13 protein-coding genes are annotated in these 17356 nt (G+C 62.6%); 1 reads left to right on the top strand and 12 read right to left on the bottom strand.

From position 1 onward, the window contains the following. Positions 1-39: 39 nt before the first annotated feature. The 10 genes from GY791_12785 to GY791_12740 form a co-directional block, all read right to left on the bottom strand. The gene (locus GY791_12785) at positions 40-1320 is read right to left on the bottom strand and encodes a class I SAM-dependent methyltransferase (GenBank protein ID MCP4329301.1); all 1281 of its coding nucleotides are present in this window, start codon (positions 1318-1320) and stop codon (positions 40-42) included. Further along, positions 1317-2381 carry an SDR family oxidoreductase gene (locus GY791_12780; protein ID MCP4329300.1) on the bottom strand — a complete coding sequence of 355 codons (1065 nt, stop codon included), beginning with the start codon at positions 2379-2381 and terminating at the stop codon, positions 1317-1319. Before GY791_12780 ends, GY791_12785 begins: the two co-directional genes overlap by 4 nt. Further along, positions 2382-3155, bottom strand: a complete 774-nt coding sequence (locus tag GY791_12775) for an NTP transferase domain-containing protein (protein MCP4329299.1) — start codon at positions 3153-3155, stop codon at positions 2382-2384. Positions 3156-3166: 11 nt separating this feature from the next. Continuing rightward, positions 3167-4093 carry a glycosyltransferase gene (locus GY791_12770; protein MCP4329298.1) on the bottom strand — a complete coding sequence of 309 codons (927 nt, stop codon included), beginning with the start codon at positions 4091-4093 and terminating at the stop codon, positions 3167-3169. 195 nt (positions 4094-4288) lie between these two features. Then, positions 4289-4873: a transferase hexapeptide repeat family protein gene (locus tag GY791_12765; protein MCP4329297.1), complete on the bottom strand. Its 585-nt coding sequence runs from the start codon at positions 4871-4873 to the stop codon at positions 4289-4291. Between the two features lie 70 nt (positions 4874-4943). Next, positions 4944-7361, bottom strand: a complete 2418-nt coding sequence (locus tag GY791_12760) for a xanthine dehydrogenase family protein molybdopterin-binding subunit (protein MCP4329296.1) — start codon at positions 7359-7361, stop codon at positions 4944-4946. A 218-nt stretch (positions 7362-7579) separates the two neighbouring features. After that, on the bottom strand, positions 7580-7930 hold the full coding sequence (locus tag GY791_12755) for a YdbL family protein (GenBank protein ID MCP4329295.1): 351 nt from the start codon (positions 7928-7930) through the stop codon (positions 7580-7582). Positions 7931-7942: 12 nt separating this feature from the next. Beyond that, a complete protein-coding gene (locus GY791_12750; protein MCP4329294.1) occupies positions 7943-8158 on the bottom strand; it encodes a YnbE family lipoprotein in 216 nt (71 codons plus the stop codon). Positions 8159-8202: 44 nt separating this feature from the next. After that, the gene (locus GY791_12745; protein ID MCP4329293.1) at positions 8203-11031 is read right to left on the bottom strand and encodes a hypothetical protein; all 2829 of its coding nucleotides are present in this window, start codon (positions 11029-11031) and stop codon (positions 8203-8205) included. A gap of 96 nt (positions 11032-11127) precedes the next feature. Next, positions 11128-12531, bottom strand: coding sequence for a UDP-N-acetylmuramate--alanine ligase (locus GY791_12740; protein MCP4329292.1), 1404 nt, complete (start codon positions 12529-12531; stop codon positions 11128-11130). 75 nt (positions 12532-12606) lie between these two features. Here GY791_12740 and GY791_12735 point away from each other — a divergent pair, with 75 nt between their 5' ends. Further along, on the top strand, positions 12607-13440 hold the full coding sequence (locus tag GY791_12735; protein MCP4329291.1) for an LD-carboxypeptidase: 834 nt from the start codon (positions 12607-12609) through the stop codon (positions 13438-13440). A 61-nt stretch (positions 13441-13501) separates the two neighbouring features. Here GY791_12735 and GY791_12730 read toward each other — a convergent pair whose 3' ends face one another. After that, on the bottom strand, positions 13502-13936 hold the full coding sequence (locus GY791_12730; GenBank protein MCP4329290.1) for a hypothetical protein: 435 nt from the start codon (positions 13934-13936) through the stop codon (positions 13502-13504). Between the two features lie 52 nt (positions 13937-13988). After that, the gene (locus tag GY791_12725) at positions 13989-17342 is read right to left on the bottom strand and encodes a hypothetical protein (GenBank protein ID MCP4329289.1); all 3354 of its coding nucleotides are present in this window, start codon (positions 17340-17342) and stop codon (positions 13989-13991) included. Between the last annotated feature and the right edge of the window lie 14 nt (positions 17343-17356).

Here is a 17356-nt window from a genome sequence, read left to right as displayed (position 1 = left end):
ATCCCGGACATCGAACCGCAGGTTCCGAAAGCGATGTTGTCATTGATGAGAGGCGGCGGCGGACCCCATGACCACGCTTGACTGTTGCGTTATGGTTCGCGGTTCGGGGATCGGGACAATGAACTCTCCCCCCGCCTCGAGGTAGGAATTCTGTTGTGCCAAGATTTCGTCGGCCAAGTTCCAGGACAGCAGCAACACATGATCCGGCCGATCCTGGGCGATGAGGTCGGGGGAGCGGATCGGCAGGCGGCTCCCCGGCATGTAATATCCCTGCTTGATCTGATTGCGGTCGACGACGTAGTCGATCATCGCATTGTTCAAGCCGCAGGCGTGTAGCAGGGCGGTTCCCTTCGCCGACGCGCCATAGGCGGCTATTCGCCGATCCTTCGCCTTAAGATCGGCAAGCATGTCGTGCAGTCGCCGTCGGTGCGCCTCGACCCGGCGACTGAAATCGAAATAGATCGCCGCATCGCGCACGCCGCGCGCCAGCTCTTCCTCCAATATGCCGGTAACGCTCGGCCCGGCGGTTTTCTGGCGGCCGATGTAAAGCCGTAGCGAGCCGCCCTGGCTGTCGATGTGTCTGACGTCGTTCACGAACAAGTTGTGGCGCCCCAACAGATCGCTGATCGCGGTCAGGGAAAAATAGAAAACGTGCTGATGGTAGATCGTGTCGTAAGCCAGGTTCTGCATCATGCGGAAGATCCAAGGCACCTCGATTACGGCAACGCCCTCGGGCTTCAGAATGAGCGAAATCCCGCTCACGAAATCGGTGAGCGCCGGCACATGGGCGAGGACGTTGTTGGCGATGACGATATCCGCCCTCAAGCCCTGAGCGACCATGCCTTCTGCGAGCTCTCCGCTGAAGAAGGCTCGCCGGGTCGGGATTCCGCTCTCTTCCGCCACTTGCGCCGGAGACGGGGCGGGGTCGATGCCGAGCACATTGATTCCACGGTCGAGAAAGTGTTTCAGCAAGTGTCCGTCATTGCTGCCGATTTCAACGACCAGCGAGGATCGATCCAGCGCCGATGCGCGGATCAATTGCTGGGCATTCTCCTCGGCATCCGCGAGCAAGGTTTCCGAGCACGATGACAAGTATCGGAAGGCGTCGCCGAACAACGAAACCGGATCGACCGTCTCGCCGATCTGCACAAGCGTGCAATCGGTGCAGAATAGGGTGCGAAGCGGTGCCGTTGGATCTTGCTGTTCCAATTGGTCTTCGCGGATAAGGCCATCGGCGATCGGCGCCTCGCCGAACGAAAGGAACTCGACCATACCGTCGCCACCGCACAAACGGCAGCGCGTCTTCTGTTCCGCCGTCATTCCGAAGACACCTTCAACGCAAGGTCTTCCGCACCGGTGGGGGCAATCCAACGGAATGCGTCGTCGACGAGACCCGAATCGCGCAGCTGGGCAAGGTGATCGCTGCGTCGATATGTCGACCCTTCGAAGTCGCCCGGTGCGAGTTCGAGGCGCGCGACGAGGTCCCTGACATCGCGAATCCCGTCTGTCACCGAATAGCGAGCGCGAAAAGACGGCACCGCCGCGTGGAATCGATCACAATTTACGCGGTAGCTTCGCTGATCGGGTTCCGGTTGTTCGGAATACGAAATGCGGGCGCCATCGATCGCATCTCTTACCAAATCGGCAAGACCTTCGACACGGAAATTGGCTTTCGTATCACCGACGTTGAAGACGTTGCTTCCGATCGCCAGTCGCCGATCTTCCATGACCATTTTGAAAGCGGTACACACGTCGCGAACATGGAGAACCGGTCGCCACGCCTTCCCGTCGCTTTTTAGATTGACCCGGCCGGTGGTGGCCGCCCAAGCCGTTAGGTTGTTGACCACAAGGTCAAACCGAATACATGGCGACGCGCCGAAGACGGTCGCAAGTCGCAAATGGGTGACGGCAAGATCGTCGTTCGCCAATCGCGACAGACCTTGTTCCGCATGCATTTTGCAGGCCGCATAGGGTGTTTGCGGATTCAGCACCGAATCCTCGTCGAGAAATTCCTCGCCGGCCGCGCCATAGACGCTGCAGCTCGACGCGAAGAGCAGGCGCGATACGCCGGCCCCACGCGCGCATTCACCGACGCGCATGGTGGCGGCGAGGTTGATTTGCTCGGTCGCGCCGGGATCGAGATCTCCCAGCGGGTCGTTTGAAAGGCCGGCCAAATGTATGACGACATCAATGCCGTCGAAATCCTCGCGTTCGACATCGCGAATGTCCCGCCGTAAGGCCGGGATTGGCACCCGCGTACCGGTACTGCAATGCCGGTAAAGCCCGATATCCAGACCTCGCACGTCGTATCCACGGCGGTTCAACAGCGGGGTGAGCAAAGTGCCCAAATATCCCTCATGACCCGTTACCAGGACCCGCATCTAATTAGCCCACACTTTCCAAGGTGCCGCGCCGCCGGACCACATGGCGTCGAGCGCTCGCTGTTCACTGACCGTGTCCATGCAGTGCCAAAACGAGGCATGACGGAATGCCATCAATTGTCCATCGCCGGCTAGGGCTGGAAGAAGATCGTGCTCGATCGCGGCGGGTTCTTCCTTGATGTAATCGAACACCGAAGGTTCGAGCACGAAAAACGCGCCGTTGATCCACTCGTTTTCGAGCACCGCATCCTCCTGAAATTCGACGACCGCATCCCCGTCAAGCACCATGCGCCCGAACCGCGGCGGCGGGTGGGTCGCGGTGACGGTGGCAGCACGCCCGTGCCGGCGATGAAAACGTAGCAGTGCGTTCACTTCGATATCCGCCAACCCATCACACCAGGTGAGCATGAACGTCTCGTGATCCAAATACGGGCGCAATCGCTTGAGCCGTTCCCCGGTCGGTGAGTCGGGGCCGGTATCGACGAGCGTAACCGTCCATTCTCCGCCATCTCCTGGTGGTGCCTCCCGGTGCGACCCATCGGAACGAACATGCGTGGCGGTCCTCGCCAACCCGCTGTCGAAAATGAAATCGACGATCTGCTGTCCCCTGTGACCGACCGCGATGACAAAATCATCGAAACCGTAGTGGCTATAAATTTTCATGATGTGCCAAAGGATTGGCCGGTTACCGAGTTCGACCAGGCCCTTCGGCTTATCGTCGGTCATTTCGGCCAATCGGGAACCCTTCCCCCCGGCGAGAATCGCCACTTTCATAGGTATTCCATTTACATTGGCCCGGTCGCATCGCGCAGGGCAGGATCCGATTTTTCGATTTTCCGCTTCATGCGACGAAAAACCGCGCCAATTCGGGGGTCAAGACCACCTAGGGGTTCGATGACCAGGCGCGCCGCATTCCAGTTGACGAAAAACCAGCGCAGCAGATGGCGCCGACAGCGGAGTTGTTCGCCTTTGTCATCGACGTAGCGTGAAATCATGCCGTTGTATTCGCGTATCATCCGCCAGATCGCGAAATCGACAACCTCGCTCCGCGAAGTGTCGTGCCAGGCGACACGGTCCTTGTCACGATGGATGCGAACGTAGCGTGCGTCATGATCGCGGCTACCGAACAACGATGCTTTAACCTGAACGAACCTGCCCAGGAGCGCGAGTTGGGCGAGGAGAACTCGGTCGGAGTGGTGATAGCCGCCGTGTAGCGATGTCTGAGCCAGCGCGCTACGCCGAATCACGCCGAATACTTCCGTGCACCAATGCGGAACCAGAATCGCGGACGCATACCGATCCGATGCGTGACCCGAGCCCGCGCCATCAAGAGCGCTGTCATAGGAACCGAGCGTCTGCCCGTGTTCGTCGATCACTCGAACGAGGGACTGCGCGAGAACGGCGCCGGGGTTCTCTTCAAGTGCGTCGATGCACCGCTCCAAGAACGTGGGAGCTAGCACGTCATCGTGGGCCGCCCATTTGAAATACTCGCCGCCCGACGCGGCGAAGACAGCGTTGTAGTTGGGGTCGGCGCCAAGGTTTCGCGCGTTTCGGATGTACCGAATTCGTTTGTCCAATCGCGCAAACTCCAGGCAGATTTCCTGGGTACTATCGGTGGATGCGTTGTCAGAGATGATCAGCTCGAAATCGGCGTAGGTCTGATCGAGTATGGATTGGATTGCCGCCCCAAGGAAATTTTCCCCGTTGTACACGGGCAATCCAATCGACGTTTCGGCCCCGGCCACGACTATCCCCCATGGCTTGTTGATTGTTGATTATTTTTTCGACGTTTCGACCACAAACGCCGACTTTGACCCATGCCTCGTAGTCAATAAAGCATAACAATGCGATAGGGCAAGTCGCCATGTTGGGGATTGCGTCAGGATCCTCGCGGGGCGGGCCGCGCGCTACTCCTCGCGGCTGGGCGCGGCCGGCCGCATTGCCGCGGCTCGCGTCATCGTTTCGAGGCTGTCCGCCGCCAACCTCTGATACAGCTTCGTCCCCTTGCGTTTGGTCTCAATTTCCTCGTCGGTCAGTTCGCGGGCGACCTCGGCCGGTGCACCGCGGATCATCGAGCGGGGCGGGTACTCCGTGCCGGCGCGCAGCAGTGCCATCGCGCCCACGATCGAGTCTTCGCCAACCACGACATCATCCATGATCACTGCCTGAATACCGATCAGCACGCCGCGCCCAATGTGGCAGCCGTGCAAGACGGCGGCGTGACCGATATGACCATCCGCTTCGACGGTGACGCTGCGGTCGGGAAAGCAGTGGAGGACGCAATTGTCTTGGATGTTGGTGCCGTCCTCCAAAACGATACGGCCGAAATCGCCGCGTAGCGAGGCGCCGGGGCCGATATAGCACTGCCGCCCAATAACGACATCGCCGATAAGAACGGCCGTCGGATGGACATAGCTGGTGTGATCGACCTCGGGGGTCCGGCCCTTGAAGGTGTATACGACCGGACCTTGATCCTCGGTTGCCGTGGCCATGTCGGCGATCCTCGATTGCTGTTCTTGGGCGCGGACTCGCACGCGCGCGGCGGCGACACGTCCGTCGCGTCTATGCCGCCGCGGCTTCCCTGATCGCCCGCCAAATTCTTTGCGGGCTTGCCGGCAGATCGAAATCCTGAACGCCCACGGGGCCGAGCGCATCCATCACGGCACTCATAACCGCCGTCGTGCCGGCGATCGTTCCCGCCTCGCCCGCGCCTTTGACGCCCAGGGGGTTATGCGTACACGGCGTCTCCTCGTGATTGGAGACTTCGTAGAACGGCAGATCGCTCGCCCGCGGCATGGCGTAATCCATGAACGATCCGCTGAGAAGCTGTCCCGATTCGGGATCGTAGACGCAATTCTCGAGCAGCGCCTGACCGATGCCTTGGGCGAGCCCGCCATGCACCTGGCCCTCGACGATCATGGGATTGATGATACGGCCGAAATCGTCTACCACGACGTAGCGCTCGATTGTTGTCGCCCCGGTCATCGGGTCGATCTCGACCTCGCAGATCTGCGTGCCGTTGGGATAGGTGAAGTTTGCCGGATCGTAAAACGCGGTCTCGTCGAGCCCGGGATCGATCCGTTCCAGCGGGTAGTTGTGGGGAATATAGGCTTCGCGCGCGACTTCCTTCAGGCCGACTTCCCGGTTTGTGCCGACGACCCTAAACCGGCCGTCCTCGAACTCGATGTCGGAATCCTCGACCTCCAGCATGTGGGCGGCGATGTGCTTGGCCTTCGCAATCACCCTGTCGGTCGCGACCGCGATCGCCGATCCGCCGACCGCCGCCGACCTCGACCCATAGGTGCCCATGCCAAACGGAATCCGCGCCGTGTCGCCGTGGACAATCTCGATTCTCTCGAACGGAATGCCGAGCCGGGTCGAGACGATCTGTGCAAATGATGTCTCGTGGCCTTGACCGTGGCTGTGGGATCCGGTGAGGACGGTGGCGCTCGAATCGGGATTGATCCGAACCTGGGCCGATTCGTACAAGCCGACGCGCGAGCCGATTTTGTCGGAGCCGCCGGAAGGCGAGAGACCGCAGGCCTCGATATAGCACGAAACTCCGATACCCCTGAGCTTGCCGCGAGCTTTTGCCTCGGTCCGCCGCGCCTCGAAATTGGCGTAATCGATATTCCGCATCGCCATATCCAGGCACAGCGCGAAGTCGCCACTATCGTAGGTCATGCCGACTGGGGTCTCATAGCGCATCTGATCGGAGGAAATCATGTTGCGTCGGCGCAAATCGATGCGGTCGATGCCCAATTCACGCGCCGCCGCCTCAACCAGGCGCTCGACGACGTAATTGGCCTCGGGCCGGTCGGCGCCGCGATAGGCATCGACCGGCAGCGTGGTGGTGAATACACCCTTGACCTCGGCGTAGATATTCGCGGTCCGGTATTGGCCGGCGAGCAGGGTCGCGTAGAGGTAGGTCGGGATCGACGGGCCCCAGGTCGAAAGGTGGGCGCCAAGATTGGCCAGTGTCGATACCTCGAGGCCGAGGAAAATGCCGTTCTCGTCGAGCGCGAGCTCGGCGTCGGTGGCGTGATCGCGGGCATGAGCATCGGAGATAAAGGCCTCGGCCCGGGTCGAGTTCCATTTGACCGGCCGGCCACACTTGCGGGCCGCCCAGGTTACGATCACCTCCTCGGGGTAATGGTAGCATTTGATCCCGAACCCGCCGCCGACGTCGGGCGCGATGACCCGCATTTTGTGCTCGGAGACATTCAGGACGGAACTGCATAACAGCGTTCGGATGAGATGCGGGTTCTGGCTCGTCGTATAGAGCGTGTAATCGCCGCTATGGTCGTCGTAGCTGGCGATCGCCGCCCGCGGCTCCATCGGATTTCCGACCAGGCGCGTGTTGATCAGGTCGAGCGCCACGATATGCTTGGCCTCGGCGAAGGCGCGCTCGGTCGCCGCCCGATCGCCGATATGCCAATCGAAACAAATGTTGTTTTCGGCGTCATCGTGGACCAGGGGCGCTCCTAGTGAGACGGCGGCCTTGACGTCGACCACCGGGGCCCGTTCCTCATAGTCGACTTCAACGTGTTCCGCGGCGTTCATGGCGTCGTCGATCGACTCGGCAAGGACAACAGCGACCCCGTCGCCGACATGTCGAACCTTGTCGGTCGCGAGCGCCCAGCGCGGCGGCTCGACCATGGTTTCGTCATCCTTGCAGGTGATCTCCCAAATCGGCGGTATCGAATTGACGCCGTCGTCGCGCATGTCCGAGCCGGTATAGACCGCGACGACGCCATTCATTTGTTTCGCCGCGCTGGTGTCGATGTTCCGAATCGCGGCGTGGGCATGCGGTGAGCGGACGAAGATTGCGTGCACCTGGCGGGGCAATTTCAGGTCGTCGGTATAGCGGCCGCGGCCGACCAGAAACCGGCGATCCTCACGCCGCATCTTGCGATCGCCAAACCCGCTGCCACTCTCGGACTCGGGAATATTCCGGCGATCTGTCTCCGCACCGGTCATCGTGACTGCCATGTTCACCCCCCTTTTCTTATTATTCGTGTCGCGAATCCGAATGCCCGTGGCCGGTTCGTTCGATGTCTCTCCCGCCCAGACCGAAGCACCGCGGCCTCTGGCGCCGCTGACGGGGTCAGGCCGGCTCGCGGAAACTCGACATGCGGCCGCATGCTCACGCGCCGGGCGGCCCAGGTTGCCATGATGCCGCTCCGCGCCGCCGGCCCCTATTTCTGGACGAAGGATCCATTTGGCTGCTGGAAATAGGTGTTGGTGGGGGCCTTCGCAAAGATCTCGGCGGCATAGATCTTGCCTACCTCGGCCACGCTCACGCCCTGCTCGCGAGCTCGTTTTTCGTAGACCGCCTTGCGCTTCTGATTGACTTCGTTAGCCAGTGATTTGGCGGCACCCGGGGCATTCGCAGCCCGAACGACGACATAGCCGTCATACTTCTCGGCGAGGATGCCGTCGGCCCGATATTGGTCGAGCGACGCCTGGGCGTTGGCCGACGACGCGAAGCCGCCGGTCGCCAAGGTGACGGCCGCAATCAGGAGCAGAGAACGGAGCAAATATGCCATGGACCAGCCCACCTAGAAGATGTCCGGATTCTTCTCGATGTCTTCCTCAGCCTGCCTTTCGAGCTTCACACGGACCTCGGCATCGATCTTCACGTTGAGATTGATCGTGATCGGCTCTTTCGGCGCCTCGACACGCACGGTTGGCTCGCAGGCCGCGAGCACGACCGCTACCGCGACGGCCAAAACTACGCCATGCGCGCGGATGGTATGGATCGCTGTGGTAGACATCTCAAAGGCAAGCGTACGTTAGCTGTCACCGCCAAACAAGGGACTCATTGCACGGATTGAATTGCGTCCCGCAACAGGTCGGTCGAAAGGCCCTCGCCTTGCTGTAGCGCATCGAGTACCGGCTCGAGGTCGCCGCTCAGGGTGATGTTGAAGCGGAACGGATAACCTTCCAGGACGTCCGGATTTTGACCCTCCATCTGAATCGCCAGTTCGAGGTCGCCCGCGGTTGGCCGATCGATGCCGAGTCCGAGTAGCTTGTATTGAAAGTTTTCGAGAACCTGGACCATCAGTGCCACCTGCTCGCCCTGCTGCGCCAGCACGTCCCTGGAAGAACCGAGATCGACACGCAGAACGCCGCTCTCAGCGGCATCGAGCCGGCCCGCGGTTATTGCCACGCCGTCGGGGCCAAACCGTACCGGAATCGTGCCCGATAGATGACCGGTGCCGCTCAAGCCTTCCACCGCCCACTCCTCGAACAGCTGGGCCAGCGACAATCGACGCACCCGAACGTCGAACTCGCTCATCGCGGCGTCGAGCGGGATCCGGGCGTTGTCGATCGTGATGACGCCGTCGGCAAGCCGCCCCTCGGCATGCGCCAGTTCGACCATCGGCGTTCCCGCCGCGGAGACGACCTGGAAGCGTCCTGCGACATCCGCGATGGTAACGCCGGTGACGACCTTGTCGATCTTGATTTCCGTGTCCGGTTCCGTGGTTGGAGGATTGATGTCGGTGAACTTGATGGATCCGGACAGGCCTTGGACGCGAGCCGCCGGCATATCCAGTGACAACGCGTCGAACGAAATAGTTGCCGTACCGTTCATGTCTCTGCCGGCGCCGAACGAAAGCGCGGCGTCAGAGGTCACGGCACCCGAGACGTTCTTCAAGGTGGACAGACGAGGGCTGAGGTCGGCCGGCTGGAGGCCGCCTTTTTCGAATGCGAGGTCGACGGGACCGGCGGTGAGCTTGCCGCGCCCGTTGTCGAAGCGGTAGCGCGCCTTCAATGGGATGCGAGCCTTGCCGTTGGCCAACGAGGCACGGCCGGTGGCGTCGATCGCGTCCGTCTCGAGGGCCGTCTCAAATTCGATCGTCAGCGGTGAGGACAAAGTGGTTGCCGTCGTGTCCCGGACGACGGCGGACAACGTTCCGCGCGCCGGACCCGCGCCGCCGAAAGGTGTCGTGGCGCGGATGTTTTCGATCCGGATACCAAGTCCCGGAAAATCGATCATCGAGCCGTCGCTATCGATGCGGCCCGAAACCTGCTCGGCAGCCGAAATGGAGAGATCGATGGGACCGGCGGTGGCGGCGAATTCCAGGGCATCGGCGCCGTCACGCGCGATACTGCCGGTGATCGTTTTCGCGCCAGCGCGGATTTCGGCCTCGATCGTAGCGTCGCGATAGACCACGGATCCGCTCTCGAGCCGGAGGTCGACCGGGCGGTTGAGGCGCAGCGCCCCGAGCCTCGGCGGGCGGGCGAGGGACACATGCGCCGGTTCGAGCAGGGTCGCGTCGAGCGCGTCGCCACGACCTGACAGCTTTACGTTGCCGTCGAATGTCGTGGCCTCGAATCGATTGCCGCCGACCACAATGGCTTCGGCCGCTGCCAGAAGCGGACCCTCCAGGGCGTAGGCTCCGTCCCTCATCGATCCGCTGCCGCGCCAATCGAAGGATCCCTGCGCGATCGGACCGGCGGTCAATCCGCGGCCGGCGAAAACGGCGTCGGACACCGTCACCAGACGCGGCCGGTAGGCCGGATCGTGCTCGATCTCGCCCGTAATATCGGCACTGGCGGCGGTCTCGCCGCTCTCCATCAGAAATGCCAGTGCGATCCGGGCGGTGCCGCCGTCCTCGCCCGGCCGCCACAAGATCAGCGGCAGATCGGACGTGCGTTTTCCAAGCGACAGGCGGACCGCCCTGGTGTCACCGATAAAGTCACCCACCGCGCTGCCATCGATCGGTGCCAGCAAATCCGCGGCGATTTCCTCGGCGGCGATCGTGGCCGGAGCCGTCAGGTCGACGACAAGAGCGCCGTCGCGCGGCTCCACGGACAGGGCGGCCGACATGTCGATGCGGTCCGCGATGGTCGGGAACGAGGCCGCCGCCACGTCGATGCGGACCGTGATCTTCGCATTTTTTTCGAGCAGGGTACCTGGGTCGATGGAGCCGTCTGCTTCCAGCGGAATGTCGCCGTCGAACGTAGCCGATATCGTGCCGCTTTGGGGCGGGGACGAAAACCCGGCGGGCCAGGGCAAGGACGCCAGTGCCGCTTCGCCGTCGCCACCAATATCGAGGCGGAAACCGTCGGCGATGCGCGATACCGCGAGCGCGACATGTCCCTGCGCGTCCGGTCCGGTCAGATCTCCGTCGGCCTGCGCGACATCCGCTTCGGCCGACGGATCCGCCCAACCGCGGAACGCGATGGTCACCGGTCCGGCGCCCGTTCCGGTGAACACGACGACCGCGTCGTCGATGCTGATTCGCGGGAGAGCGCCTCCGTCTTCTTGGCCCCCGGGCTCGGCGGCGCCGTCCAAAAGCGCGAACAGACGGTCGAGCGCATCCGGCCTCGAGAGATCGATTTCGAGCGCAAGGCCCTCGATATCGACCAATCGAATGCGGCCCGAGAGCAGTTCGCCGAGCTCATATGATATGACGACCCGGTCGACCGCGGGGGCGCCGGCGCCAAGGTCGATGGATTCGATCACCGCGCCATCGGTGGCGAGGCGGGTCACCGAAATCCGTGCCTCGGGGAATCCGCGCCGGTCCAAAGCGTTTTCGATGACGTATGCGATAAGGCCGTGGCGGAAGAGCAAGACGGCGGCCAGGGCGACGACCACAAGCAGGCCTGCAACGAGCGTGATTCGACGGCGCCGGCTCATATGATAGTGCCTCGTTCACCCATTGTCCGGGTCTCCGCCATAGCCGCGTCCTGACGCGTCGATCCTAATCCATCGACCGTGAGACGGCGCGGAAAGTTAATCGGCGAACCGTGTCAACAATTCGGCGGCGAATTGCGACAGGGTGTCGTCGCGCGCGCCGAGGACGATGATACGGTCACCCGAACGGGCTATTTCCGTCACTTTATCGCCGCATGCGGCGCGGTCGGCGAAGGCATGAGCCTCGCGGCCGCGGGCGATGACACCCCGGACGATGTCCCGGCTCGACACGGTGCGCTCCACGGTGCCGCCGAAATAGACCGGTTCGGGCATGATCAGGATGTCGTCGGCGCGCATGCCGCCTACGAAGCAATCGATGAATTCATTCTTCATCAGCCGCAACGGGCCGAAGCCGTGGGGCTGGAACATAAGAATCAACCGGCCCGGAAAATCATGAAGCGTGGTGAGCGTCGCCGTGATCTTGTCGGGGTTGTGGGCGAAATCGTCGATCACCGTGATGCCCTTTGCCGCACCGACGTAATCGAGGCGTCGCCGGATACCGGTGAATTCGGCGAGCGCCCGGGCGGCGGCGTCGAAGGCGATATCCGCGGCGCGAACGGCGGCGAGGGCAGCGAGAGCATTGGCCGCATTGTGTCGTCCCGGCATCGCCAACCGGATTCGGGCCATCGATCCCGACCTCGTTTCCGTTACGCGAAAAGCGATGCCGTCCGGCGCCGGCTCGAAATCGTCGGCGAACAAATCGGCGCCTGAATCGGCCATGCTGCAGGTGATCGTACGGTCCGGCGAGAGCTGCGCGGCGATTTCAGCGGTCTCGTCGTTATCGAGATTCAAGACCGCTTTCGCCGCCGTCCCGACGAAATCCCGGAACAACTGGCGCAGTTCCGGCAGCGGTTTGTGGTCGAAGGCGATGTTATTGAGCACCGCTATGCTTGGCCTGAATCGGGCGATCGAGCCGTCGCTTTCATCGACCTCGCTGACGAACGCCTCGCCACCGCCGATAACGGCGCTGGCAAACGGCGCGTTCGGAGTGACGAAGTTGTTCATCACCGCGCCGTTCATGATCGTCGGGGCGTGACCGGTGGCATACAAGATCCAGCCGATCATTCCGGTCGTCGTCGACTTTCCGCTGGTGCCGCCGACGGCGATGCCGACGGGTGCCGCATTGAACAGCTCGGCCAGCAGTTCGGCGCGGGTGGTCCGAGCGGCGCCGACACGGTTCGCCGCCGCCACGTCCGGCACCGTGTCCTCGACCGCGGCCGATGCGACGAGGATTGTTTCCGGCCGGGTAACCCCGGTGCCGTCCTGAGGGTGAAGCCGAATTCCCTGAGCACGTAGAAAATCGAACTTATGTGTGGTCCGTCCTTGATCGAGTGCACGATCCGATCCCGCCACGTCACACCCCTTCGCGCGCAGGATCATCGCCAGCGGCAGCATGCCGCTGCCGCCGATGCCGCAGAAGAAATAGTGTTTTTCCTGATTCATCGGCTATAGCTAGGACATGTCCTTGGGTTCGGCAAAATCCGGCGAAAGACAGGCGCCCGCATGAGCGAACGCGATATCAGAATAGGCGTTGTCGCGCCCGGCTCGCGCATTGAGCCGATTGTCGCCGAGCGGGTCAAGGCTATCACGGCCGACCGTTATCCGCGCCGTGACGTCGACATCCAGTTCCACCCGCAATGCTTCCTCGATTCGGGTCATTTCGCCGGCGACGACGCGATTCGCATGGAGGCCTTGGCCGAGTTCGCCAACGATCCGCGTTTCGATGCGCTGTGGTTCGCGCGCGGCGGGTACGGGTCATGCCGCCTGATCGAAAGGCTGCTGCCGAAGCTATCGGGCGTCGCGCGCGAAAAGGCCTATCTCGGCTACAGCGACGCGGGCATCATCCTCGGCGGGCTCTACAACGACGGTTTTGCTCGCCTGGCCCACGGACCGATGGTCACCGACATCAGTCGCGCGGGCGGCGAGGCAGCGATTGTGCGGGCGCTCGCCTATCTGGTCGATGGCGCCGCCGACACGCTGGAGCCGACGGTCACCGCCGCGACCAAGACCGCGGCGTTCAACATCGCGATTCTGAGCTCGCTGATCGGCACGCCGTTTCAGCCGGATTTAACGGATCATGTCCTCATGCTCGAAGAAGTCGGCGAGCATATGTACCGGATCGATCGGTCGCTGTTCCACATCACCGGCAATCCGGCGATTCGAAACGTCGCCGGGATCAAACTCGGCCGCTGCAGCGACATCATTCCGAACGACCCCGATTTCTGCCAATCCGAGGAAGAGATCACGCGGCATTGGTGCGGTGTCGCGGGCATCCCCTACCTCGGCCGCGCCGATATCGGTCACGACGTCGACAACAAGATCGTCCCCTTTGGCGGGCTGTCTCCCGGCTGACCGGACGGACGGCGTCGCGGGCCTTTGTGCGGGGTCGCTAATGGTCCGTGCGGGAGCCGGATCACTTCTTCTTCACGACCTTCTTCTTCGGTTTGGTCTTCTGCTTCAAGATGACCTTATTCGTCGGCTTGACCTTCTTTTTCACGTTGACCTTCCGCTTCACCACGATCTTGTCGGTCGGCTTCTTCTTCGGCTTGGTCGGCTTTTTCGGCTTGGTCTTGAGCGCCTCGCGGCCGTCCTTGATGCGTTTTTCGAGCTCGGCGATCCGGGTCTCGTTGACGCGAATTTCCACGTCAAAGCGCTTGATCGCTTCGGCGCGCGCCTTCTTGAGGCCGGCGACCCGCCCCTTGAGCCGGCCGACGACCGAATCCTGCTCGCGCAGGACGAACTCGGTGCTCATTTTCCGGCCCTTGGTGGCCGTCTCCATATGTTCACCGACACGCTTTACGAGATCCTGATGGGATTTCAGAATCTGTTGGATCGTCTTGGTTGCCATGGTGTTTCTCCCGTTCTCGCGTCGCCGCGCTATGCCGTGTGTCGATGGCGGTTCACACCGCCGTCAGATTGAAGTCGCCTTCCGGCGTCGGGAAGTCGACGAGCTGGGTCGCGCCGCCGCGCGTTATGTTGCCAATGAAAACGCCCCGTGTGCTGCCGAAATCGACCGAGTTGATCTGCGCGAGGGCCTTGATCTGATTACCCATGACCACGGCGCGGCGCCCGGTCAGGCGCACCGTCGCGGCCTGAGCGCCGGCCTGCCCGCCGAGGTGAAAACAGTAATTGTTGCTGAAGAACACGCGCTCGAATCGAACCGCGAAGGTTTGACCGAGGGCGAATTCGTGGAATTCGACGAGCGCGGAGCGTCCGGGGCCGATGAATTTGTTGTTGAGGACCTGGGCGGGAAAGCCGAACGCGAATTCGCCCGACGTATATTCCAGATAGCCCAGGATTCGCAGCGCCCGGTGTTCTTGGTTGGGGTCGAATCCGCTGGTCATGTCGGAATAGGTCACCTCGTTGCCTTCGATCCGGCATTCGAGTACGACGAAACCCCAGATCCCTGTCGCCAGCGGTGCGGTCTGGGTGCCGTCCGCGGAGATCCCGGTATTGATGATTTCGCAGGATTCGATCTGGACCTCGCCGAGGGCGAAGACGAGCCCGATGCCAAGCGCGCCGAACGGCGTCGACGCCGACCCGCAGGAGACGATTCTGTTGCGCGAGATCATCGTCGTCCCCTCGAGCTGGGCCCCGAGGACGCCCCACCAATCGAGGCTCTCGATGCGGTTGCGGTCGATGGTCAGGGCCTGTTGGCCGACCGCCGATATGCCGGCGAGGCCACCGGCGAGGATGTTTGCTTCGACGCTATTCCGCTCTCCCTCGTTGAGGTTGATCGCCGCCTGCGCGTTGACCAATCGATTCGCGGCGACGCGCCCATGCGTGACCTGGGACAGTGTGATGCCGAAACGCACGGGGTCCCCGGCGCTCTCGAGGCGGTTCTCGACGATTTCAGCGTCCATGCATTGCTGGATCAGTATGCCATCCTGGGGTCCGGCCAATCGGTTGTTCGCGACGGTGGCGCCATCGCCGTGGCCGACCGCGTTGTCGGCGTCGAGACCGACCTGGATCGCGAGCGGACGGTCCTCGCCTTGTTGGCCGGCGGGGACATAGGTCAGCCAATTGTGCTCGATCGCACAATTGGTTCCCGACGCCGAAATGCCGCCATAGGCCGCCGAGCTGTAGCTCAGGCGGTTGTCGAGAATGCGGCAGGCGCTGGCGGCCACGAAGATGCCGAAAGCCTTGACGTCGCCCGTAGGTTCCATGGTGGCCACCCGCTCGATGCGGTTGCCCTGGATCAGCGAGCCGGACGCCAGCGAAAACGGGAATTCCGCGAACGGGTCATTGGCGAGCACGATTCCCATGACGAAACCGGAAATCTCGTTGCGTTCGACACGCGAGTCTCCGAACGCGTCCTCGAGCAGGATGCCGGTATTGCCCGCTTCCGTGTTTTGAACGATGCCGCCGGATACGACGTTGTCGAGAATGCGCAGGTCGGTCGAATCGGTGTCCACCCAAACCCCATTGAACGTATTGCCGAGGGTGCAGTCGGACACTTCGACGCCGAATCCGGACGCGATCCTGACTGCGGCGATGGGCAGGAAGTTCGTCGATGATACCCCGCAATGCCTCAACGCCGTTCGTTCGCCGTTGCCGAGCGAGACGATGGCGAACAGCTCCGGGTCGGTGTTTGAGCCGCCCTCGTATCTGAACTGGATGCGTTCGATCGTGGTATCGGTGAGCCGCGTTCCCAACGGGTCGAGGACCCGGAGCAAGGTAACGCCGTTGCTGCGCCGAACGACGGCGCCGCTGCTTTCGCCATGCAGCATGACGTTCGAGCGCTCGATGCGGATCGTGCTGTCGATGTCATGGATGCCGGGCTTGAGGCATACGCAGCCGCCCTCGTCGGGCAGGGAATCGAGCGCCGCCTGGATGCTCTCGCCCGGATGGACCACGACGGTGCAGCACCCGGTGCCGCCTTGCGGAAAACAAACACGGCAATCGAGCGGCTCACCCTCGAACTCCTCGCCGTCGTAATCGACCACCGCCAGTCGGCAGAAGTGGTGGTGGATGCCGCATGGCGGCGCGATCTCGAGGTGCTCGACCGTGGCGTCGGCAGTGCGGGCGGCGAAGACCCAGAAATCGCCGCTCCGCAGGCGGTCCGTCGGGGCGCTGTCGAAGGTGATCTGGACGCCGTCCTCGAGGATGATCGATGTTCCGGCGGCGGGCACCGGAATGACGCCCGTCGCCCCCAGCGCATCGAGGTCGACAAGCTCGGCCCCATCGGTATCGCTCACCGCACCCGACTGGTCCCAGCGGCGGACGCGGGTGTGACGCTCGGGGTCGGTCTGGTCCTGGGCGTTGACCGGGAACAGGCCCGCCGGCAAATCCTCGGTCAGGGTGATGGTCTGATCGGCGTCATCGACGACATCGATCTGGCGGATGATTCCCGGCCCGTCGGCAAATTCGAGGTTGTCGTCGCTGATCTCGACCCAGTCGCCGTTGTTGAAACGGAGCACCGAATCGCGGTTGGTGCGGACGACGTGCAGGGTATCGAGGGTGGCGATGCCGGTCACCGTGCTGGCCACCGTGCCGTTGGTGCGCGACCACTTGAAGGTCGGCGCGCCGGTTTCGCTGCCGTCGTGGATTTCGACCCGATAGAGCCGGTTCTCGAGGCCCTTGTAGCCGCCGGTGGGCGGCACCAGGCACGGGTTCTCCTCGCCCGGAACGTCGACCTCCGTCGTGCTCAGCCGGCCGCCCGAAGGCGCGATCACGTCGAGCCAGTCCGGGATCTCTTCGGGCGGCGTGGCGCAGGTGACGTCGTCGCCGATATCGGCGTGGATCTTGACCTGCCACGCGGTCTGCAGGCGCGTTGTGGTGTCGACACCGACCGCGACTTCGACCAAACCATCGTCTTCCAGGTAAGTCACTTCGCGCTGCCAGACATCGAGATAGACGAGATGCCGGCCGGAATCGAGGTCGTCGGTATCAACGTCGGGCTGATAAAGCTGGGGCGAGAACGGCGTCGCTTCGGTGCCGCGCTCTTCGGCGAGAATGCGGTCGAACTCAACGATGCCGCCGCCGTGGTTCTCGGCCAGCAGGCCATCGACATACATGCGGCCGGGGCCGATTTCGAGCGAACCGCCATTGTTGATGATGCGGAAGCCGTCCGGCGTTTCCTTGGGATAGCCGCAGCGGCCGACGATATCCACCGTTTCGGCCCGCCACCGCCGGTCGAGGAGCTCGGTCTGCTCATTCCAGTCGGCGTCGAGCTGGACCCGGCCTTGCTGCATCAGCACACCGGCGAAATCGTTGCCGGGGTCGAATCTCTTGCGGCTGTAGTCACCACTCATGGCGATTCCTCCTC

The sequence above is a fragment of the Alphaproteobacteria bacterium genome (genome assembly GCA_024244705.1).
Taxonomy (GTDB): Bacteria; Pseudomonadota; Alphaproteobacteria; order JAAEOK01; family JAAEOK01; genus JAAEOK01.
Note: the sequence above shows the minus strand (reverse complement) of the source record. Positions and strands in the feature narration are given on the sequence as shown.